We start from the raw sequence: 19,748 nt of genomic DNA on the forward strand, positions 1-19,748 counted from the left end.
TAATCATGGGGCGGCATAATGCCGCCCTGTTTGTTATACGAGAGATGAGACAGTAACGATGACGAAGCGAGTTGTGTTCAATCAGAAAGGCGGCGTTGGCAAAACCACGATCGTCTGCAATCTCGCTGCGATTGCAGCATCACGCGGCCTGCGCACGCTGGTGATCGATCTCGATACCCAAGGTAACGCCACGCAGTATCTGATGGGCAGTTCCACTGCACAGCCGGATCGCACTGTTGCCGACTTCTTTGAATCGACACTCGCGTTCTCGTTGCAGTCACAACCGTTCGTTGCTTACGCAACCAACACCCCATTTGAAAATCTCGATGTGGTTGCCGCTGATCCACGCCTGGAAGAGTTGATCGTCAAACTCGAAGCCAAGCAGAAAATCTACAAGCTCCGCGACGCACTGAAGAAGCTCAAAGGCTACGACGCCGTCTTTATCGACACGCCGCCTGCCCTGAATTTCTACAGCCGCTCAGCACTAATTGCTTCCGATCGCTGCCTGATTCCGTTTGACTGCGATGAGTTTGCGCGTCAGGCGCTGTACACGTTGCTCGACAACATCCAAGAAATTCGCGGCGACCATAATGACAATCTTGAGATTGAAGGCATCGTCGTTAACCAGTTCTCGCCACGCTCCAAACTGCCGACACGTATGGTGCAAGAACTGAAATCAGAAGGCCGCCCGGTATTGGATGCAACGCTCGGCAGTTCGGTGATCGTCAAAGAATCACACGAACAGCACAAACCACTGATCTATCTCGACGCAAGCCATCGCGTGACCAAGGAATATGTAGCGCTTTTCGATTCATTGGAAAAATAAATCGCTGAATAAATAGAAAGCCCCGCATTGCGGGGCTTTTTTGTTGGCAGATGTCTGTGGTCCGTATCAGCGGTGACTGCATCATCCACAACTTTGCCGACCCAAATCATCGTTTGATCATCGCTGGCCTCAATTCAGCCATTCACGTCTTCATTTAGTATATAATGATAATCATTTATATTATCGTTTCGGGGAAATTGGATGTCCCATCGTCAGCTATTCGCACGCGCCACCCTCACCGCAATTCTCGTCCTGACAGCCACTACAGCTTGGGCACAAGACAGTAGCGAAACTGAACCAGCCCCGCCAAAAGAGGACCAAAGTGTCAACGCGCTGCCGACAGTTCAGGTCACCGCCACAAAGGAAAAAAGCAGCACACTGGACTATTTGAAAAAAGACAGCAGCAGCGGCGCGCTAGGCGACAAGACTGTGTTGGATACGCCTTTCTCGGTGACCATCGTAGATAGCCATGAGATTGCTGAGCGCGGAGCTAAATCTGTCGCGCAGATTTTCGTCAACGATCCTTCTGTCTACAGCCCAAGCAATTCGTCTACAACCGACTGGTGGGGCACGCAGATTCGTGGCTTAGGCGTACGCAGCATGTATGTGGATGACGTTCCCATGCTGCTGTACTGGGGCGGCGATTTTCCAATTGAGGCATCAGAAAGCGTCACTGCCCTCAAAGGGCTGACCGGCTTCATGTACGGCTTCGCCGAACCTGGCGGCGCCCTGAGTTATCGATTGAAGCGCCCAACGAGCGAGCCCGAAACCACCCTGACCGCTGGCTGGCGTAATCCACGCCTGTTCTCCACTCACATCGATAGCAGTCAACAACTAGGCGAGAGCTTATCCGTGCGCGCCAACGTCGCCACCGAGCAGGGTACGGCTTATAACGCCGCTGAGATCAATCGCAATGTCGCCTCGGTAGCAATCGACAAGCAATTCGGTTCTGCACTCAAGTGGGAGACAACCTTCCTCTATGAATACAGCAAAAACAGCGGCGAGCCCATCCAGTTTTATATTGACGGATACGATTACGCAGCCAGCGGCGGAAAGCTGCCAGACGTGACATACAACTACGGCAACTTCAACGTCGACAACAGTTACTACAGAACAAAAACAATGCTGGTATCTACCAGCTTGCAGTGGCGTATCAACGACCAGTGGAATCTGAAGCAACAAATCGGATACAGCCGCAAATCCCATCAGTCCAACAAGTCCTTCGCCAACCTGCTGAATCTTGCCGGTGACTACGAAGGAAACATGTACAACTTCGCTGGCCAGCTCGACAACCTGTTCACGCAAACCATGCTGCAAGGCAACGTCACGACCGGCATCTTCAAACACGAACTGGTCGGCGGTTTCGGCTTGCAGCGTTCAAAGGATCGCTGGAGCAACGAGTTTTACTGGGCAAATGATTTCAACGGCAATCTCTATGTTGAACAGCCTTTCCGCTCGACTCGCACACCAGACTTCACACTCGCCCCAACCAGTGGCGACACACGACAGCTATACGCTTTTGCGAGCGACACGGTACATCTGGGGGAGCATTTGGAAGCCATTGTCGGCATGCGTTTCACCAAATTTGAAATGCGCGATTCCGAATACAAGATCAATTCAGCCACGCCCACCTTGGCGTTGATCTATAAGCCTGTCACCAATACCAGCATCTATGCCAGCTATGTAGAAGGCTTGGAGCCCGGTACTCGTGTTCCCTTTGGCGCTACCCCACCCTATACAAACGAAGGCGATCTGTTGAAAGCCACCATCTCCAAGCAGATTGAAACGGGCATCAAATATGACTCGGGCAAACTGGCCTCCACGCTTGCGCTATTCCAGATTGAGCGCGCCAACCAAATTGATGAATTGCGTGCAGGTGATCGCTATCTAACGCAAGAAGGTCAGCTGACCTACCGTGGCGTCGAGTTGATCAGCAACTATCAGCTCACACGCAATCTCAACCTAGGCATGGGCGCGATCTATCTCGATGCAACGATCGACAATGTCTCCACTGCCAACGCAGCGATTGAGGGCAATACCCCTGCCAATGCCCCGAAATGGCAGGTAGTAGGCAGCGCCGACTACACAGTCCCCGGCGTCAACGGCCTTAAAGTGCACGGCAATTGGCGCTACTTCGGCGCGACTTATGTCACTGATGACAACTCAGGGGAAGTAGCCGGCCGAGCCGTGATTAACACAGGCCTCACTTATGACTTTGAGCTGCAGGGCCAGTGGTTGACGCTGACCAGCAACGTCAACAATCTGCTCAACAAAAAGTACTGGGCCAACGGCGGCTGGGGCGCAGGCAATGTTGGCGAGGCACGCAACTACGTCTTAACGCTGGCTGCAAAGTTCTAAAATTGAATCCAGCCGCGACCCGTAGCAGGTCGCGGCTGACCTTTCACCACCCGTGCGCCGATGTAGTGCAGTGGAAATTCCCTTCGTCGCACCGTCCGCCAACCAGTAGCAAGTGATAGAATATGCGCCGCGCTGCGCGGCCCCTACGGCCTTCTGTTTTTTGGATCGCGGGCCAGCGTTGCGGCCGTAGCCATTTCCATCTAACTATTGGATCGCCAACTCATGCTGCAAGCCTATCGCCAACACACTGCCGAGCGCGCCGCTCTCGGAATTCCCCCGCTCGCGCTGACCGCTCAGCAAACCGCCGATCTGATCGAACTGATCAAGAACCCGCCCGCTGGCGAAGAGGCTTTCCTCGTTGACCTGCTGACCCACCGCGTTCCACCCGGCGTGGATGACGCTGCCAAGGTCAAAGCTTCATTCCTGACCGTGGTTGCTGATGGCGAACTGCCTAGCAAACTGATCTCCCGCGCCAAGGCCACCGAGCTGCTCGGCACGATGGTTGGCGGTTACAACGTTAAACCTCTGATCGACCTGCTGACCGATGCCGAAGTCGGCACCGTTGCTGCAGAAGCACTGAAGAAAACGTTGTTGATGTTCGACTTCTTCCATGACGTCAGCGAACTTGCCAAGAAAGGCAACGCCAACGCTAAAGCCGTGATCCAGTCTTGGGCCGATGCTGAGTGGTTCACCAGCCGTCCTGCAGTCGCCAAAAAGATCACCGTCTCCGTATTCAAGGTTCCTGGCGAAACCAACACCGACGACCTGTCCCCAGCACCCGATGCTTGGAGCCGTCCGGACATCCCACTTCACTACCTCGCTATGCTGAAGATGACGCGCTCCGACGCGGCCTTCAAGCCTGAAGAAGACGGCAAGCGCGGCCCGATGCAGTTCATTGATGACTTGAAGAAGAAAGGCCATCTCGTTGCTTATGTTGGAGATGTTGTTGGTACCGGCTCTTCACGCAAGTCTGCAACCAACAGCGTGATCTGGGCCACGGGTGAAGATATCCCGTTCGTTCCGAACAAGCGCTTTGGTGGCGTGACCCTCGGCGGCAAGATCGCCCCGATCTTCTTCAACACGCAGGAAGACTCCGGTTCGCTGCCGATTGAAGTTGATGTTTCCAAGTTTGAAATGGGCGATGTCATCGACATCTTCCCTTATGAAGGCAAGATCGAGAAGAACGGCGTTGTCGCTGAGCAGTTCCAGCTCAAGAGCGAAGTTCTACTTGATGAAGTACAAGCTGGCGGCCGTATCAACCTGATCATCGGTCGCTCGCTGACCGGCAAGGCTCGCGAGTTCCTCGGTCTGCCTGCTTCGACGCTGTTCCGTCTGCCGCAGACCCCAGTTGCAACCAAGGCTGGCTTCACGCTGGCGCAGAAGATGGTCGGCCGCGCTTGTGGTCTCCCAGAAGGCACGGGCATGCGCCCAGGCACCTACTGCGAACCGAAGATGACCACCGTCGGCTCACAGGACACCACCGGTCCTATGACGCGTGACGAACTGAAAGACCTCGCCTGCCTCGGCTTCTCCGCTGACCTCGTGATGCAGTCCTTCTGCCACACCGCTGCTTATCCGAAACCAGTCGACGTCAAAACCCATCGCGATCTGCCTGCGTTCATCTCGAACCGTGGCGGCGTTGCGCTGCGTCCGGGCGACGGCGTAATTCACTCCTGGCTCAACCGCTTGCTGTTGCCAGACACCGTCGGCACCGGCGGCGACTCGCACACCCGCTTCCCGATCGGCATTTCGTTCCCAGCTGGTTCAGGCCTCGTGGCTTTCGGTGCTGCTACCGGCGTGATGCCGCTGGACATGCCGGAATCCGTGCTCGTCCGCTTCAAAGGCGAAATGCAGCCTGGCGTCACGCTGCGTGATCTCGTCCACGCGATCCCGCTCTACGCAATCAAAGCGGGTCTGCTGACCGTCGCCAAAGCTGGCAAGGTCAACGTGTTCTCCGGTCGCGTACTGGAAATCGAAGGTCTGCCTAATCTGAAGGTTGAGCAGGCATTCGAACTGTCCGACGCTTCTGCAGAACGCTCAGCCGCAGGTTGCACGATCAAGCTCAACGATGCACCGGTTATCGAGTACATGAACTCGAACATCGTGCTGATGAAGAACATGATTGCTAACGGCTATCAGGATGCACGCACACTGGAACGTCGCATCCAGAAGATGGAAGAGTGGCTCGCAAAACCGAACCTGCTCGAAGCAGACAAGGATGCTGAGTACGCTGCTGTCATCGAAATTGACCTCGCCGACATCAAGGAACCCATCGTTTGCTGCCCGAACGATCCAGATGACGCCAAGTTCCTTTCGGAAGTTGCTGGCACCAAGATCGACGAAGCCTTCATCGGTTCGTGCATGACCAACATCGGCCACTTCCGCGCTGCGGGCAAACTGCTCGAAGGCAAGAAGGACATCCCGGTTCGCCTGTGGATTGCTCCGCCAACGAAGATGGACGCTGCCAAGCTCACGCAGGAAGGCGTTTACAATACCTTCGGCACCGCCGGTGCACGCACCGAAATGCCGGGCTGCTCGCTGTGCATGGGCAACCAAGCGCAGATGAAGGAAGGCGCTACTGCGATCTCGACCTCGACTCGCAACTTCCCTAACCGCCTCGGCAAGAACACCAACGTGTTCCTCGGCTCGGCAGAACTCGCGGCAATCGCCTCGAAGATGGGCAAGCTGCCAACGCGCGAAGAGTATCTGGCTGAAATGGGCATCGTTAACAAAGCTTCAGATCAGATCTACCAGTACCTGAACTTCGACAAGATCGAAGAGTACGCAGAAGCCGCGAAAACGGTCGCCGCGTAAGTCGCATACACGCAGTTGTAATCAAAGCCCGCCGGCGCAATCCGGCGGGTTTCTTGTTTGGGCGGGGCAAATACTCAATAAAAAGCCTCGCAATGCGAGGCTTTTTATTGGCCACGATTTAAAAATTATCTGGCCGCCTTATCACTTCCAAAACAGCCGGTTGCCTTGAGCCAAAACAGTGCTAACGCGATTGTTTTAGTTATATCCAATGACGCTACCTGCTCTCTATTCATTCTGATTTGCAGATTGATGCCAATGCCGCCTACTATGTCATCATGGCGGCAATGGTGGGCGTAGGCAGTTTAGTTGAAGCCACACACCATAAAGCTGGGCAAGGAAGTCTCGAAATAATTAAACGCCGACTGTTACGACAGTCGAAACGTAAGCGTGAAGGATCACCATGAAAAAAATGAATACTGCGGTAATGATTTTAGCGATTGGCTCCAGCTTGGCTGCGGGCACATCTTTCGCATCCGATTCTGCAGTGGGCCAACTGCTCTCAGCTAACGGTGGCGTTTTGATCCAGCGCCCAGCAAAGACTGATATCGCGAGCACCGGCACAATCGTTGGCGTTGGTGACACCATCCTCACGACGGACACCGGCGCCACGCAGTGGCTGATGTCTGACACTTCCGTATTTTCCATGGCCGCAGATAGCGGTTTGAAAATTAATAAGTACGCGCTGCCATCATCAACGAATGCAAATGGCGTTGCCTCTTACACGCTGCTGCAAGGCGCAGTTCGTACCGTCACTGGAAAAATCGGCAAAAACGTAGCTGCGAATGCACCACGCAATGTGTACTCAGCAGCAACCGGCCGCTTCCATCCTGAAAATCTGATTAAAGTGGCTGCGGCACCTAGCGGTCCTTACACCCTAAAGACCGCACTTGCCGTTATCACGACCCAAGGCGCTGACTTCACTGCAGCACAATCTGGCACGGTTATTAAAGTGTTGGTCACCGCAGGCTCTGCTGCAGCTTGCAACGTTGCCGGTTGTGCGACGGCCAATGCTGGCGAAGGCATAGTGATTAGTTGCGCAGGTTGCAAACCAGCCGTTGCGTCGAGCATTTCGCTAGGACTTGATGGCCTCATTGCTAGCTTGGCATTCACCGATGGCCAGTCCCCTGAAATCAGCAATCAACCGCAAGCAACAGCTGTATGCCGCACGGTTCTTGGCCGAATTATGGGTGGCGCTAATTGCCAAAATGCTGACGGTGGCAACCCTGACAATGAACCGCCTGTAAGCCCTAACTAATTACCTGACTGCTTCAAATAAAAAGCCCTGCACCGCGGGGCTTTTTATTATCTGGAAGAATCATTCACGTGCTCACCGGATAAAAGTTGGTGAGCTAGTAGCGTGCGATTAAGTTGCTCAAAGTCGAGTGGCCGACTTAAACCCACATCGCAATTCGGTTTGCATTTGAATTCACGATCATTCCTCTGTAAAGCAGCCGTTACAGCAGTCGCATTGTTTTCAAATTCTATTTCGACTTGCTTCGCAACATGCTGCCAAGACTTCGTTCTAGCTTGCTCCTGACAGACCAACACCATGTAGTCGCCATCCACTTGGTCTGGGTAATAGCTCATTTGAGTTTCAGACGATGCCCACTCGTTGTTCCCCCTCGTCGACGTCATGCCCGTACGTTGGGCAATGCCTTGAAGCACCGGCATTAACTTGGTCGTCCGCGAGACTTTGAAGTTGATGCAAGTCGGCGTCTTGTTAGTGCTGATCGCATAATAAATTCCGAGGGCACTAACAGCGATCAAACTAAGAACCGCGAAGACAGAATTCTGATTCTTCATTAAGCGTTCGCAAGGAATAGAAAAAGCATGCTTAGTAGTCTTCGCTCATTGTGAAAAATGTTCAACGATATTCACATCGCTAATAAAAAAGCCCCGCATCGCGGGGCTTTTGTTCTACAGATATTTCAATTTCAGCTTGCTGCAGCCAGCGGTGGCGACTCAGCATTTTCGTAAACGATGAATGGCTTCACTTCACCCTTCACGACGGCTTCATCAACAACCACTTTGCTAACGTGCTGCATCGACGGTAAGTCATACATCACATCGAGCAAAATGTTTTCGAGAATCGTACGCAGACCACGCGCGCCGGTTTTGCGGTCGCGAGCTTTGCGTGCGATCGCGCGCAGTGCGTCTTCGCGAAGTTCGAGTTGGCAGCCTTCCATCTGGAACAGCTTGGCGTACTGTTTGACCAGTGCGTTCTTCGGCTCCTTCAGGATCGCCATCAGCGCTTCTTCGTCGAGCTCTTCCAGCACAGCGCAGACCGGCAAGCGGCCAACGAATTCTGGAATCAAACCGAAGCGCACCAGATCGTCCGGTTCGATGTTGCTGAACGTTTCGTTAATCTTGGTTGAGTCAGTCTTGCTCTTAACCTGCGCATTGAAGCCGATACCGGCAACCGAGCTACGGTTCTGAATAATTTTTTCGAGGCCAGAGAATGCGCCGCCGCAGATGAACAGAATGCCTGCGGTGTTGACCTGCAAGAATTCCTGCTGCGGATGCTTGCGACCACCTTGTGGTGGAACGCTGGCAATCGTGCCTTCAACGAGCTTGAGCAGTGCTTGCTGCACGCCTTCGCCGCTGACGTCACGCGTGATCGAAGGGTTCTCCGACTTGCGAGCAATCTTGTCGATTTCGTCGATGTAGATAATGCCGCGCTGTGCCTTCTCAACGTCGTAGTCGCACTTCTGCAACAAACGAGCAATGATGTTTTCGACGTCTTCACCCACATAACCGGCTTCGGTCAACGTGGTGGCATCTGCAATCGCGAACGGCACATCCAGCATACGTGCCAGCGTTTCAGCGAGCAGCGTCTTGCCAGAGCCTGTAGGCCCGATCAGCAGAATGTTGGATTTGGACAGCTCAACGCCATCGGTCGCGCCTTTGGCGGACTGACGCTTGTAATGGTTATAGACCGCAACCGACAGCACCTTCTTGGCCTTATCTTGGCCAATCACGTACTCGTCGAGCACTGCGCGGATTTCTTGCGGTTTCGGCAGGCCCTTCGCGCCTTGCGGCTTGGCATGCACTTCTTCGCGGATGATGTCGTTGCACAGGTCAACGCATTCATCGCAAATATAAACCGACGGGCCAGCAATCAGCTTGCGAACTTCATGCTCGCTCTTGCCGCAGAACGAGCAGTAAAGCACTCGTCCGTTATTTGCACCGCCCTTCGCTTCGCTGGTCATCTATCACCTTACGCCCCTATCTAATTAGAGGCTGACACCATGTATATCACAGTGTCATTTGATTGAAAAATAGAGGTAATACCTCTGTAAAACTTTAAGCGGCTGGGATGGCCCGCTTGTCGAGAATCTGGTCGATCAGGCCGTATTCCTTAGCCTGTTCCGCCGTCATGAAATAGTCGCGCTCAACATCGCGTTCGATCTTCTCAATTGGCTGGCCGGTGTGCTCGGCATACAGACCATTGAGCTTCCCGCGCAGATACAGAATTTCGCGAGCCTGAATCTCGATATCGGTTGCCTGACCCTGCGCGCCGCCTGAAGGCTGGTGAATCATGACGCGTGAGTTGGGCAGGCTGTAACGCTTGCCCTTGGCGCCGGCAGACAACAGGAACGAGCCCATGCTGCAGGCCTGACCAATACACATGGTCGCCACGTCGGGCTTGATGAACTTCATCGTGTCGTAAATCGACAGACCTGAAGTGATCACGCCGCCCGGCGAGTTGATGTAAAGGTGAATATCTTTGTCTGGATTTTCTGATTCCAGAAACAACATCTGCGCCACAACCAGATTGGCAACATGGTCATCAATACCGCCGACCAAGAAGATGATGCGATCTTTAAGCAGACGCGAGTAAATATCGAAAGCACGCTCGCCGCGAGCGGTTTGCTCTACCACCATCGGTACTAAACCTTGAGCGCGGGTCAAAAAGTCGGTCATCGTCCTCATCCTGGTGGTCGTATTTATTTGTGCGGATAGAGGCGCAGCGCCTCTATCCGCATCATGCAAGCTCTTAAGCTTGGGCCTGAGCCTGAGGTTTCAAGAGGTCATCGAGCGACATCGTGACCGTGCTAGCGGCAACGCCATCAATCAGCGCAGCAACCACCTGATCTTCAAGCACCATCGCGCTCAAACCCTGCATCAGGTCCTGACGGCCGCGGTAGAACTGCTTAACCTGTTCTGGCTGTTCGTAATCAGCAGCCATGTCGGTCAGCGCCTGCTCAACCTTTGCAGCATCCAATTTGATTTCCTTGGACTTGATCACTTCGCCGATCAACAGACCGAGCGCAACGCGGCGCTGTGCCTGCGGCGCGAACACCGCATCTGGCATCAAATCCTTAAGCTTCTCAGGAGCGATCTTGGCCATGTTCATGCGAGCGCCAGCTTCTTCGCGCAGGCGAGGAATTTCTTGCTCGGTGAGCGCAGCAGGAATTTCGATTGGATTAGCTTCCAACAGCTGTTCAAGAGCCTGACCCTTCAAGCGATTGTTGATCGCCTTGTCACGCTCTTTTTCCAACGCAGCACGGCCCTTGGCGCGCAAACCGGCAACGCCGTCTGCTTCAGCAATGCTGTGTGCCTTCAGGAATTCAGCGTCGATTTCTGGCAACACAGGAGCTTTGACTTCCTTGAGCACGACATCGAACTGCGCAGTCTTACCTTTGAGGTTTTCTGCGCGATAGTCTTCAGGGAAGCTCACATCAACCGTGAATGTGTCGCCAGCCTTGTGGCCGGAGATGCCCTTTTCGAGATCTGGCAGGAACTGGCCCTGGCCGATTTCGAAGCTCACATCTTTGCCTTCGCTACCAGCGAACGGAACACCGTCGAGCTTGCCGACGAAGTCCACTTTCACGGTGTCGCCATCTTTCGAAGCGTCGGAAGAGTCAGCAAACGTGCGACGAGCCTTGCGGAGATTTTCCACCAGCTTGTCGACGTCGCCTTCGGTTACTTCAACCGCAGGCTTTTCAATCTTCAGGGTGCTGAGGTCAGCGAGTTTGATCTCGGGGTAAACCTCAAAGTTGGCAACGTATTCCAGTGCTTCGCCCGGCTTTTCGACAGTGATGTCGATCTTCGGCATGCCCGCTGGGTTTTCGCCAGCCTTGCCCAGCGCTTCTGGGTAGGTCTGCTGCACGAGATCAGACACTGCTTCTAAGCGTGCCGATTCGCCGTACTGCTGAACGATCACGCTAAACGGTGCCTTGCCCGGACGGAAGCCCGGAACCTTGGCACGCGAAGCGACGCGCTTGAGGCGCTCGTCTACAGCCTTGGTCACGCGCTCAGCGGGAACGCGAACACGCATTTGGCGGCGCAGGCCGCCCGGGGCTTCAACATGAACTTCCATTGCAAGAACCTAATTAGTATGAATTTAAATGAGGAGGACTCGCTGGTGCGAACGGAGGGAATCGAACCCCCACGCTGTTAAGCGGCAGAACCTAAATCTGCTGCGTCTACCAATTCCGCCACGCTCGCGCGAGTTAGTGAAGTATATCAGTCACGAAGTGTTTTCAGCCCTACTTTCATGCAATTCCGATATGCTTTCTTGCTGAAATAGTTCGATAAAAATCGACTCGTTTGTTGTAGGAGCGCCTCTTAGGCGCGATTGCTTTATTGGCGCTCGCGCCTAAGAGGCGCTCCTACAGTCTCTTCCCGTGACCACGCCTTTACCTTAGCGCCGTCGCCATAAATTACTTTAACAATACAACTTAATATATTGTTTTTAATAAATTATTAATGTCAAAAATAGCTTTTAAAAGCCTCTCTCGCCGGACTATAGCCGCACTGCTACTCGCAGCGCTGGCCGCGACCGCGTTGCTGGCCTTGAGCTGCGGCAGTCTCGACATTCCGTTGTCGAGAACTTGGGCGATTCTGTGGCAGGCGCTCGGTGGCACACCGGCTGTCACGCCAGATACCGCTGAGAACATCGCGATTCTGCAGCTCAGATTGCCGCGCTTAATTTTGGGCCTGATGATCGGCGGCGCGCTCGCACAGGCCGGCGCTACCATGCAGGCGGTGTTTCGCAATCCGCTGGCCGACCCGGGTCTCATCGGCGTCTCTAGCGGCGCCGCCTTGGCCGCAATTACCGTGATCGTGCTCGGCACTCACTTCGCATGGGACTTCATACCGCTGCGCTGGTTACTCCCACTCGCCAGTTTTATCGGCGGCGCGATCGTGACTTTAATGGTCGTGCGCCTTGCGTCTGTTGATGGCGTAGCGCGTCCCAGCACCTTGCTGCTCGCAGGCCTTGCCATTAATGCAGTTGCCGGTGCAGGCATTGGCTTTCTCACACAGATTGCCGACGCCAGCGCGCTGCGCTCACTCAGCTTTTGGATGTTTGGCTCGCTAGGCAAAGCAGGCTGGAGTGAAATTCTTGCTGGCGCACCGCTATTGCTCGCGGTGCTGATATGGCTGCCACGCGAAGCACGCTCATTGAATGCGCTGTTGCTAGGTGAAGCAGAAGCACAACATCTTGGCGTCGACGTTGAGCAACTCAAGCGTCGCGTATTGTTTTTGATGGTGCTCGCTGTCGGCGTTAGCGTTGCGCTCGCAGGCATCATTGGTTTTGTCGGACTCATTGTGCCGCATCTGATTCGTCTAGCTTTCGGCCCCGACCATCGTTTGTTACTGCCTGCGTCAGCATTGCTCGGTGCAGTGTTGTTATCACTTGCTGATACCGCCGCACGCACGGTGCTCGCGCCTGCGGAGTTGCCCGTCGGAATTCTCACAGCACTGATCGGTGGCCCATTTTTCCTAGCGCTGCTAATGCGCTATCGCCGCAGCTCGGAGGTTCTATGAGCTTGCGCGCCGTTGATGTCAGCAGCCGCATTGGTACGCGCACCTTGCTGAATCAAGTGTCCGTCAACGTCGAACCCGGCCGCGTACACGCAGTACTCGGCCCTAATGGCGCGGGCAAATCGACACTGTTGAAATTGCTATCGGGCGAGCAACGCGCAACGTCGGGACAAGTATTGCTAGAAGATCGCGACATCAAGGCATGGCCTGCGATGGAGCGCGCGCGACGTCGCGCAGTGTTGCCGCAATCGGAAAGCCTCAGCTTTGATTTCACCGTGCGCCAAGTCGTCAGCCTTGGGCGCATGCCTTGTCAGCTGCAAACGCCTACGCGTGAGCGCGAGATCATTTCTGCTGCGCTTGAAGCAACAGGCGTGCTGAACTTCGATGAGCGCCTCTATCCAACACTCTCTGGCGGCGAGCGCATGCGCGTGCAACTCGCACGCGTGTTGGCGCAGATTTGGGAATCCGCAGATCACCCACGCTATCTGTTACTTGATGAGCCAACAGCCAGTCTCGATCTCGCACATCAGCACAGCTGCCTGCGATTAGCTCGGCGCTTTGCTGCTGAGGGCACCGGCGTACTCCTAGTCCTACACGACCCAAATCTGGCTCTAACGTATGCAGACGATGTGACGCTGTTATGCTGCGGACAGATCGTTGCGCAAGGCTCACCCGCACAAGTGCTGACCCAGAAACATCTGGAGCACGTATATGGCGTCAAGATCGATATCTTGCACTCCCCCACTACGCAAAAACCTTTTATTGCAGTCCATTCATGAATCGCGCATCACCACAAAAAATTCTGAAGACAACTCTGCACTGGGCTCCGCCCATTGCGGCTGTCATGTTGTCTGCATGCAGTTATCTAATGCCGCAGCCACCACCGAAGCCTGCAAAGCTTCAGCGGCCTGCAGTCGTCGTCGACACACAACAAAAAGAGCGCGCACGCCAAGCGCTGCAAAAAGCGACGTCATCGAGCAATGAATATTCTGCTTGCGTGATGTTTTCGACTTCGACGCACCGGGGCAACCACATCTCCGCAACTGAAGTTGCCGCAGCTGCCTGCGCCAACTGCGCGCCCAAGCTGGATGATTACGAAAAGGGAATGTTGGCGTATTACGAGGACAGCCCAGTCAAAACGCTCGCCAGCGCAAAAGAACGCGCACATGATCGTCGGGTGGAGTTAGAGCAGACGACGCGAGATGCTGCAATTCGGAGTTTGGCTAAGGCCAATTGAGGGGCGCTGAACTCTTAGGCAATAGTTGCCTTGCCAGCGACCTAGGCAAAAAGGACACCCTGTAAATAAAAAACCGCCTTTCGGCGGTTATTTTTACTTGTTTAAAAGTGGTCGGGGCGAAAGGATTCGAACCTTCGACCCCCTGCGCCCAAGGCAGGTGCGCTACCAAGCTGCGCTACACCCCGACACGTTTAAACACATTTACAGCGCTAGTTTACCTGAAGTGGTGGGTCGTGATGGATTCGAACCATCGACCAACTAGTTAAAAGCCAGCTGCTCTACCGGCTGAGCTAACGACCCCTTCTTCAAGCAGCTGTTGCTGCCCTTCAAATCACAATAAAGTCACTTGAAGGGCGCGCATCATACCCGATACATCTGAGGATTTAAAACACTATTTGTAATGAGTTTGATCAGAAATGCCCGCATCGTCGAAACCCTGCTTACGAATTCGGCAGGAATCACACAAACCACAGGCGCGGCCATCGACATCTGCCTGGTAGCAGGACACGGTTTCCGTGTAGTTCACGCCTAGGCGCAGGCCTTCGGCAATGATCTCGGACTTGCTCATACGGATCAACGGCGTGTGAATCTTGAAGCCCGCGCCCTCTACGCCCGCCTTGGTCGCCACTTGGGCCAAACGCTCAAAGGCTTCAACAAATTCGGGGCGGCAATCGGGATAGCCCGAATAGTCGACTGCGTTGATGCCAATGAAGATATCGCGCGCACCAATCACTTCTGCCCAACCCAGTGATAGCGACAAAAACGTGGTGTTGCGCGCAGGAACATAGGTGACTGGGATGCCAGAAGTCGGCGATTCCGGCACCGCGATATTTTTATCGGTCAGCGCAGATCCACCCAAAGCATCGAGATTGACGCTGATGACCTGATGCGCAGCGGCGCCCAGCGAAGCCACAACGCGCGTGGCGGCGTTGAGCTCAGCCACATGACGCTGACCATAGGACACCGACAAGGCGTGGCACTCATAGCCCTGCGCACGCGCCATCGCCAGAACTGTGGCGGAATCGAGCCCGCCAGAGAGAAGCACCACTGCTTTTTTCACTTCAGCCATCACACACACTCGTCAAAATTCTATTTGCCCGCGACATTGCCCCAGAGCACCTTGTGCAGCTGCAACTGAAAGCGAACGTTTAAACGGTCAGCAACGATCCAATCGGCCAAAGCTCGCGGATCAAGTTGATCTTGGCTGGGAGAAAACAGAATCGGGCTACGTCCTTCAATCTGATGCTCCACGATGATCTGCTTAGCCCAGTCGTAATCTTCACGCCCACAGAGCACAAACTTAATTTCATCTTGTGCGTTCAGCAGCGGCAGATTTTCCCAACGATTGCGCGTGACTTCGCCCGAACCCGGCGTTTTGATATCCACGACTCGCGAAACACGCACATCCACTTTTGAGACATCAATCGAGCCACTGGTTTCCAGCGAAACCTGATAACCCTCATCGCACAAACGCCGCATCAGCTCTGTGCAGTTCTTTTGCGCCAACGGCTCGCCGCCAGTCACGCAGATGTGGCGCGCGCCGAGACTGCGTACCTGATCCAAGATTTGATCAAAGGTGTGCCACTCGCCACCGTAGAAGGCATAGGCGCTATCGCAGTAGCCACAGCGCAGCGGGCAGCCGGTAAGGCGGATAAAGATCGTCGGCCAGCCCACACGAGAGGACTCGCCCTGTAAGGACAAGAAGATCTCCGTGATCTTGAGGCGTTGTGAAGGATCTGGGGCTGGAATCGACATGGCGCGCATTTTACGCGTGCTCGGTCGCTCGTGCGCATCTTGCGCCGACTACATACCGTTCATCCATAAACATAAAAGCCCGACGTATCGAGGATACGCCGGGCCGAATGTTTGAAACTTTTAGCTTAGTTAGCCGACTTCAAGGACTCTAAGCGCTGCTTGGCAAGATTGGCGGCATTGGCATTCGGATAGGTCTGAATGACTTTCTGCAGCGTCGCTTTGCCTTGATCAACTTGCTTGAGCTCAACCTGAGACAGGCCAACCTTCAGCATCGCATCCGGAGCTTTCGGGCTGGTCTTGAACTTATCAAGCACAGTCTGGAAGCTGGTTTGCGCCGATTTGTAGTCACGCTTCACGTAGAACGCTTCGCCCATCCAGTAGGTTGCGTTGTCGGAATAACGACCGTTCGGCCATTTATCCAACATCGAACGGAATCCACGGATAGCGTCGTCGTACTTGCCGTTCTTGAGCAGCTCAAACGTTGCCAGATAAGCGCCCTCCTCTTCCGGCGTACCGCCGCCGCCATTGGAGATCACGACTGGCCCGCCAACAACGGCCGGTGCCGCAGCAACAGGAGCCGATGACACCGCCGGAGCAACCGGCGCCGAGACTGCTGGAGTCGATGGATACGCTGCGACAGGGGCAACCGCAGCGCCCTGAGCAATCGCAACCTGAGCTGCTTGAGCCGCCGCTACATTGGCGCTCTCAAGACGCTGCAAACGAGCATCCGTACTGGCGTACTGATCTTTGCCACGCTTGGCTTGAGTGTCGTAATCAAAACGCAGGCGCTCAACTTCACCACGCAGCGCACGAATATCATCGCGCAGCTTCATGTTGTCTTGGTCAAGGCCTGCGTAGTTGACGCCATCGAGACGGCGGCTCATTTCAGCCATACGCGTCTCGACGGTCTGCAAACGACGCTCTTCAGGACTCAGAACATCACCCCCACCATCCACTCGTCTCGAAGTGGCGCAGCCCGCTAGGGTGCTCAGACCGACAAGAACAAAGGCGTATCTGGCGAGAGTTGAACGAGTCATGACGCGTGGCTCCTAAAATTTACTGGCGAACAATAACTGCGCGGCGATTCTGCGACCAAGCGGATTCGTCGTGGCCCTGAGCAGCTGGGCGCTCTTCACCGTAGCTAACCACATTCAGCTGATTAGCCGAAACACCTTTGGTGCGCAGTGCAGCCAGCACAGCATTAGCGCGGCGTTCGCCGAGGCTAACGTTGTATTCGCGCGTACCGCGTTCGTCGGTGTTGCCTTCGATGCGAACCTTGGTGATCGGGTTAGCGGTCAGGTACTTGGCAAACTTGTCAGCAATGGCGAGGCCAGCGCTGTCGAGGTCGCTGCTATCCAGCGCAAAGTAAATGACGTTGGCTTTTGAGCTGGTGTCGAACAGACCTTCGCCCTGAGCTGCGGCGTTCTGGTCGCCAATCTGCACTGGCTGGCCATCGCTACCGTAACCGGCGCCTGCGCTGCTGCTGTTGCCAGCTGCCGAAGGGTTGGTGTCCTGTGCATTGTGGGCGCCTTTGGAAGCGCAACCAGCCATAGCCAGAACCGTAACGAGAGCAACGAGAGAATTCTTAAACATGCTTACAACTCCTTTCTTCAAATCTAAATACTGCTAAAAAAATTACCGGATCTGGGGAGACCAAGCGGGTTCGCGCACATCGCCAGGCTGGCGCATACGCTGTCTGGTGCGACCATCAATACTCGACGTTGCGAGTTCTGCACCTTGCCGTCCCTGGGTTGCATAAATAACGACCATTCCGTTGGGCGCAAAACTTGGACTTTCATCCAAAGGTCCGTCACTAATGATCTTCATGCTACCACTGGCCAGATCAAGCAGGGCAATACGATAACGTCCGTCATCATAATTCACTACCACCAGCGACTTGCCATCAGGCGAGTAACTAGCGCGAAGATTCTGTTTGCCAACGAAGGTCACGCGTTTGGCGTCACCGCCATCAATCGGCAACTGATAGATCTGTGGCTGGCCGCCGCGGTCTGAGGTGAAGATCAAGCTCTGACCATCTGGTGCCCATGATGGTTCAGTGTCGATGCCGTAATGATCGGTCAGACGACGACGCGAACCGGTAGCAACGTTGAAGACATAAATATCTGGATTGGTTTCAAACGAAAGCACTGCTGCCATCGATTTGCCATCTGGCGACCATGCAGGCGAGCCGTTGATTCCTTTTTCGGAAACCAGCTTACGCACCTGTCCGCTAGCCAGCGTGTGAATGTAAATCGCAGTACGACCACGCTCGTAACCAACGTAAGCCAATTGCTTACGATCAGGCGACCAGCTTGGCGACATCAAAGGTTCGCGTGAAACCGCCATTGCGCGTGGCGAATAACCGTCCGCATCCGCAACGACCAACTCGAAGCGACGCGCGTTGCCAAGGCCATTGGCCGTGACGTACGCAATTTTGGTGGTGAATGCGCCTTTAATACCGGTCAACTTCTCGTAAACCAGATCAGCGATTTGATGCGAGACATAGCGCAATTGCCCAGGTGAAGCGGCCGGCATGTCATACGCCAACAATTGCGCGCCGCGCAGCGTATCGACCAGATAAAAACGAACCGAAACATTACCGGTGGCTGGGTCGCGACGGGCCTGTCCCATCACCACGTAATCCGTGTTCGCAGAACGCCAGCTGGCCTGATGCAAGCCTGCCGGGTCCGAAGGCTGCTCTGGCATGCTACCGCGCGACAGCGTGCGGAACTGGCCGGTGCGACCCAAATCCGCATCAATCACTTGCGACATGTCGACATCTTTCGCGCCGAGGCCTGCGAATGGAACGATCGCAATCGGTGTCGCTGCCGTGTCGATACCGGTAACAACAACATCCAAGTCAGCGTGTGCGGCTGATGAAATCATCAACAGTGCGAGTACGCTAAAGAATTTATTCCGCATATCCCAAACCCTCAATTTCTTAATGCAATCAAGCCGATAATAAAATGCTCAACTGCTCGTGACGCTACTTAGGCCCTATTTTTTCTTTGAAGTTCCAACGCTTACAGATTGAAAGTGAACTTCAAATTACGATCAAAGTCGCCCGGATTCTCGGGAGGAGGCAATGGGTCTGACTTATAGATTGCCCTGATAACGGCATCATCCAATGTTGGGTCGCCGCCAGTGCAGGGTCTTGTAATTCTCGCATCTTGCACAGTCCCATCCGGCAAGATTTTTACAAAAACACCGCAGCTAGTCCCTCTCGGAGGAGGAGATGACGACTTCACATTTGGCCGAACCTTGGCCGCAATTTTATCCATCCACGTCGCCTGGCGTCCGGCCTTAGCCGCTGCATCACGCGCATTTTGCTCAGCACCTAGCGCAGCCGCGAATTCACGTTGACGCTGTGCATCGGCCGCAGCGGCGGCAGCTGCAGCTGCAGCATCACGCGCACGTTTTTCATCAGCAATACGCTTGGCCTCAGCCTTCTGCTCAAGATCAAACTGCTTTTTAATTTCAGCTTCATCTTTCTTGCGCTGATCTTCTTCACGCTTCTGCGCGACTTCAGCTTCTTTCTTTTTCTTGTCGTCTTCTTTCTTGCGGCAAGCGTCATAGCGGTCGCTAATCAGACCTTCCATGATCTTGCGCTGATCCGGTGGACGCGTCGCCGCATCCATCTTCATCTGCGTGAGATTTTCGCAATCAAGTTTCAACAAAACATCAGCCTTGAAACGCGCCATCTCCTTCACAGGATCTGGTTTTGGCGGTTCAGGTTTAGGTGGCTCTGTCTTGGGCTTAGGCGGTTCCGGTTCCGGCGGCACAGGTTTTGGCTTCGGCGGCTCTGGCTTGGGTTCAGCTTTTGGTGGAGGCGGCGCTGGCGTCGGCACGCTCTCAATTAGCACAGCCTCAATCGATGGAGGCGGCTGAATTTTTTGCTGGAATAAGACGCTGACAAACAGCAGCACAAAAAGCAGCGCGTGCAGGCCAAAGGCCAGCAGGAGATATCGGGGCTTGATGATCTCCATG

17 protein-coding genes and 3 tRNA genes are annotated in these 19,748 nt (G+C 54.5%); 7 read left to right on the top strand and 13 right to left on the bottom strand.

The features are described 5' to 3' along the window. The first annotated feature begins 58 nt into the window (after nt 1-58). The 4 genes from CJD38_RS04425 to CJD38_RS04440 all read left to right on the top strand — a co-directional run bounded on the left by CJD38_RS04425 (nt 59) and on the right by CJD38_RS04440 (nt 7,253). Nucleotides 59-826, top strand: a complete 768-nt coding sequence (locus CJD38_RS04425; RefSeq protein ID WP_107939125.1) for a ParA family protein — start codon at nt 59-61, stop codon at nt 824-826. A gap of 201 nt (nt 827-1,027) precedes the next feature. Next, the gene (locus CJD38_RS04430; RefSeq protein ID WP_107939126.1) at nt 1,028-3,184 is read left to right on the top strand and encodes a TonB-dependent siderophore receptor; all 2,157 of its coding nucleotides are present in this window, start codon (nt 1,028-1,030) and stop codon (nt 3,182-3,184) included. A gap of 222 nt (nt 3,185-3,406) precedes the next feature. Beyond that, on the top strand, nt 3,407-5,998 hold the full coding sequence (gene acnB / locus CJD38_RS04435) for a bifunctional aconitate hydratase 2/2-methylisocitrate dehydratase (protein WP_107939692.1): 2,592 nt from the start codon (nt 3,407-3,409) through the stop codon (nt 5,996-5,998). A gap of 400 nt (nt 5,999-6,398) precedes the next feature. Continuing rightward, the gene (locus CJD38_RS04440) at nt 6,399-7,253 is read left to right on the top strand and encodes a FecR family protein (protein WP_107939127.1); all 855 of its coding nucleotides are present in this window, start codon (nt 6,399-6,401) and stop codon (nt 7,251-7,253) included. A gap of 47 nt (nt 7,254-7,300) precedes the next feature. Here the strand turns inward: CJD38_RS04440 and CJD38_RS04445 are convergent, their stop codons facing one another. The 5 genes from CJD38_RS04445 to CJD38_RS04465 form a co-directional block, all read right to left on the bottom strand. Then, on the bottom strand, nt 7,301-7,801 hold the full coding sequence (locus CJD38_RS04445; RefSeq protein ID WP_107939128.1) for a hypothetical protein: 501 nt from the start codon (nt 7,799-7,801) through the stop codon (nt 7,301-7,303). A 131-nt stretch (nt 7,802-7,932) separates the two neighbouring features. Continuing rightward, a complete protein-coding gene (gene clpX, locus CJD38_RS04450; protein ID WP_107939129.1) occupies nt 7,933-9,207 on the bottom strand; it encodes an ATP-dependent Clp protease ATP-binding subunit ClpX in 1,275 nt (424 codons plus the stop codon). 94 nt (nt 9,208-9,301) lie between these two features. After that, nucleotides 9,302-9,922, bottom strand: coding sequence for an ATP-dependent Clp endopeptidase proteolytic subunit ClpP (gene clpP, locus CJD38_RS04455; protein ID WP_107939130.1), 621 nt, complete (start codon nt 9,920-9,922; stop codon nt 9,302-9,304). Between the two features lie 73 nt (nt 9,923-9,995). Continuing rightward, nucleotides 9,996-11,321, bottom strand: a complete 1,326-nt coding sequence (gene tig / locus CJD38_RS04460) for a trigger factor (RefSeq protein ID WP_107939131.1) — start codon at nt 11,319-11,321, stop codon at nt 9,996-9,998. 43 nt (nt 11,322-11,364) lie between these two features. Next, nucleotides 11,365-11,449, bottom strand: a tRNA-Leu gene (locus CJD38_RS04465). A gap of 261 nt (nt 11,450-11,710) precedes the next feature. On the opposite strand from CJD38_RS04465, the gene CJD38_RS04470 reads away from it, so the two are divergent. From CJD38_RS04470 to CJD38_RS04480, 3 genes are read left to right on the top strand one after another with little or no spacing between them, the layout of a single operon-like run. Continuing rightward, nucleotides 11,711-12,772: a FecCD family ABC transporter permease gene (locus CJD38_RS04470; protein ID WP_107939132.1), complete on the top strand. Its 1,062-nt coding sequence runs from the start codon at nt 11,711-11,713 to the stop codon at nt 12,770-12,772. Then, nucleotides 12,769-13,548: a heme ABC transporter ATP-binding protein gene (locus CJD38_RS04475; protein WP_107939133.1), complete on the top strand. Its 780-nt coding sequence runs from the start codon at nt 12,769-12,771 to the stop codon at nt 13,546-13,548. Before CJD38_RS04470 ends, CJD38_RS04475 begins: the two co-directional genes overlap by 4 nt. Further along, nucleotides 13,545-14,006: a hypothetical protein gene (locus tag CJD38_RS04480; protein ID WP_107939134.1), complete on the top strand. Its 462-nt coding sequence runs from the start codon at nt 13,545-13,547 to the stop codon at nt 14,004-14,006. The genes CJD38_RS04475 and CJD38_RS04480 overlap by 4 nt, the downstream gene beginning before the upstream one ends. A gap of 108 nt (nt 14,007-14,114) precedes the next feature. Here CJD38_RS04480 and CJD38_RS04485 read toward each other — a convergent pair. From CJD38_RS04485 to tolA, 8 genes are all read right to left on the bottom strand, one after another. Further along, nucleotides 14,115-14,191 (bottom strand) — tRNA-Pro (locus CJD38_RS04485). A gap of 39 nt (nt 14,192-14,230) precedes the next feature. Further along, nucleotides 14,231-14,306 (bottom strand) — tRNA-Lys (locus CJD38_RS04490). A 91-nt stretch (nt 14,307-14,397) separates the two neighbouring features. Further along, nucleotides 14,398-15,075, bottom strand: coding sequence for a 7-cyano-7-deazaguanine synthase QueC (gene queC, locus CJD38_RS04495; RefSeq protein ID WP_107939135.1), 678 nt, complete (start codon nt 15,073-15,075; stop codon nt 14,398-14,400). 20 nt (nt 15,076-15,095) lie between these two features. Further along, entirely contained in the window at nt 15,096-15,770 is a 675-nt protein-coding gene (queE, locus tag CJD38_RS04500; protein ID WP_107939136.1) for a 7-carboxy-7-deazaguanine synthase QueE, read from the bottom strand. A 116-nt stretch (nt 15,771-15,886) separates the two neighbouring features. Further along, entirely contained in the window at nt 15,887-16,798 is a 912-nt protein-coding gene (gene ybgF, locus CJD38_RS04505; protein WP_107939137.1) for a tol-pal system protein YbgF, read from the bottom strand. 19 nt (nt 16,799-16,817) lie between these two features. After that, complete coding sequence (gene pal, locus CJD38_RS04510; protein ID WP_107939138.1) at nt 16,818-17,354, bottom strand: peptidoglycan-associated lipoprotein Pal; 537 nt, start codon at nt 17,352-17,354, stop codon at nt 16,818-16,820. A 42-nt stretch (nt 17,355-17,396) separates the two neighbouring features. After that, nucleotides 17,397-18,683, bottom strand: a complete 1,287-nt coding sequence (tolB, locus tag CJD38_RS04515) for a Tol-Pal system beta propeller repeat protein TolB (protein WP_107939139.1) — start codon at nt 18,681-18,683, stop codon at nt 17,397-17,399. Between the two features lie 101 nt (nt 18,684-18,784). Next, nucleotides 18,785-19,747, bottom strand: coding sequence for a cell envelope integrity protein TolA (gene tolA / locus CJD38_RS04520; protein ID WP_107939140.1), 963 nt, complete (start codon nt 19,745-19,747; stop codon nt 18,785-18,787). Nucleotide 19,748 lies beyond the last annotated feature (1 nt).

This window comes from Stenotrophobium rhamnosiphilum, assembly GCF_003052265.1.
GTDB classification, from domain to species: Bacteria; Pseudomonadota; Gammaproteobacteria; order Nevskiales; family Nevskiaceae; genus Stenotrophobium; species Stenotrophobium rhamnosiphilum.

Coding starts and splice junctions, on each gene's coding strand:
- CJD38_RS04425 (WP_107939125.1), top strand. CDS start 59: ATGACGAAGCGAGTTGTGTTCAATCAGAAAGGCGGCGTTGGCAAAACC.
- CJD38_RS04430 (WP_107939126.1), top strand. CDS start 1,028: ATGTCCCATCGTCAGCTATTCGCACGCGCCACCCTCACCGCAATTCTC.
- acnB (WP_107939692.1), top strand. CDS start 3,407: ATGCTGCAAGCCTATCGCCAACACACTGCCGAGCGCGCCGCTCTCGGA.
- CJD38_RS04440 (WP_107939127.1), top strand. CDS start 6,399: ATGAAAAAAATGAATACTGCGGTAATGATTTTAGCGATTGGCTCCAGC.
- CJD38_RS04445 (WP_107939128.1), bottom strand. CDS start 7,801: ATGAAGAATCAGAATTCTGTCTTCGCGGTTCTTAGTTTGATCGCTGTT.
- clpX (WP_107939129.1), bottom strand. CDS start 9,207: ATGACCAGCGAAGCGAAGGGCGGTGCAAATAACGGACGAGTGCTTTAC.
- clpP (WP_107939130.1), bottom strand. CDS start 9,922: ATGACCGACTTTTTGACCCGCGCTCAAGGTTTAGTACCGATGGTGGTA.
- tig (WP_107939131.1), bottom strand. CDS start 11,321: ATGGAAGTTCATGTTGAAGCCCCGGGCGGCCTGCGCCGCCAAATGCGT.
- CJD38_RS04470 (WP_107939132.1), top strand. CDS start 11,711: ATGTCAAAAATAGCTTTTAAAAGCCTCTCTCGCCGGACTATAGCCGCA.
- CJD38_RS04475 (WP_107939133.1), top strand. CDS start 12,769: ATGAGCTTGCGCGCCGTTGATGTCAGCAGCCGCATTGGTACGCGCACC.
- CJD38_RS04480 (WP_107939134.1), top strand. CDS start 13,545: ATGAATCGCGCATCACCACAAAAAATTCTGAAGACAACTCTGCACTGG.
- queC (WP_107939135.1), bottom strand. CDS start 15,075: ATGGCTGAAGTGAAAAAAGCAGTGGTGCTTCTCTCTGGCGGGCTCGAT.
- queE (WP_107939136.1), bottom strand. CDS start 15,770: ATGCGCGCCATGTCGATTCCAGCCCCAGATCCTTCACAACGCCTCAAG.
- ybgF (WP_107939137.1), bottom strand. CDS start 16,798: ATGACTCGTTCAACTCTCGCCAGATACGCCTTTGTTCTTGTCGGTCTG.
- pal (WP_107939138.1), bottom strand. CDS start 17,354: ATGTTTAAGAATTCTCTCGTTGCTCTCGTTACGGTTCTGGCTATGGCT.
- tolB (WP_107939139.1), bottom strand. CDS start 18,683: ATGCGGAATAAATTCTTTAGCGTACTCGCACTGTTGATGATTTCATCA.
- tolA (WP_107939140.1), bottom strand. CDS start 19,747: ATGGAGATCATCAAGCCCCGATATCTCCTGCTGGCCTTTGGCCTGCAC.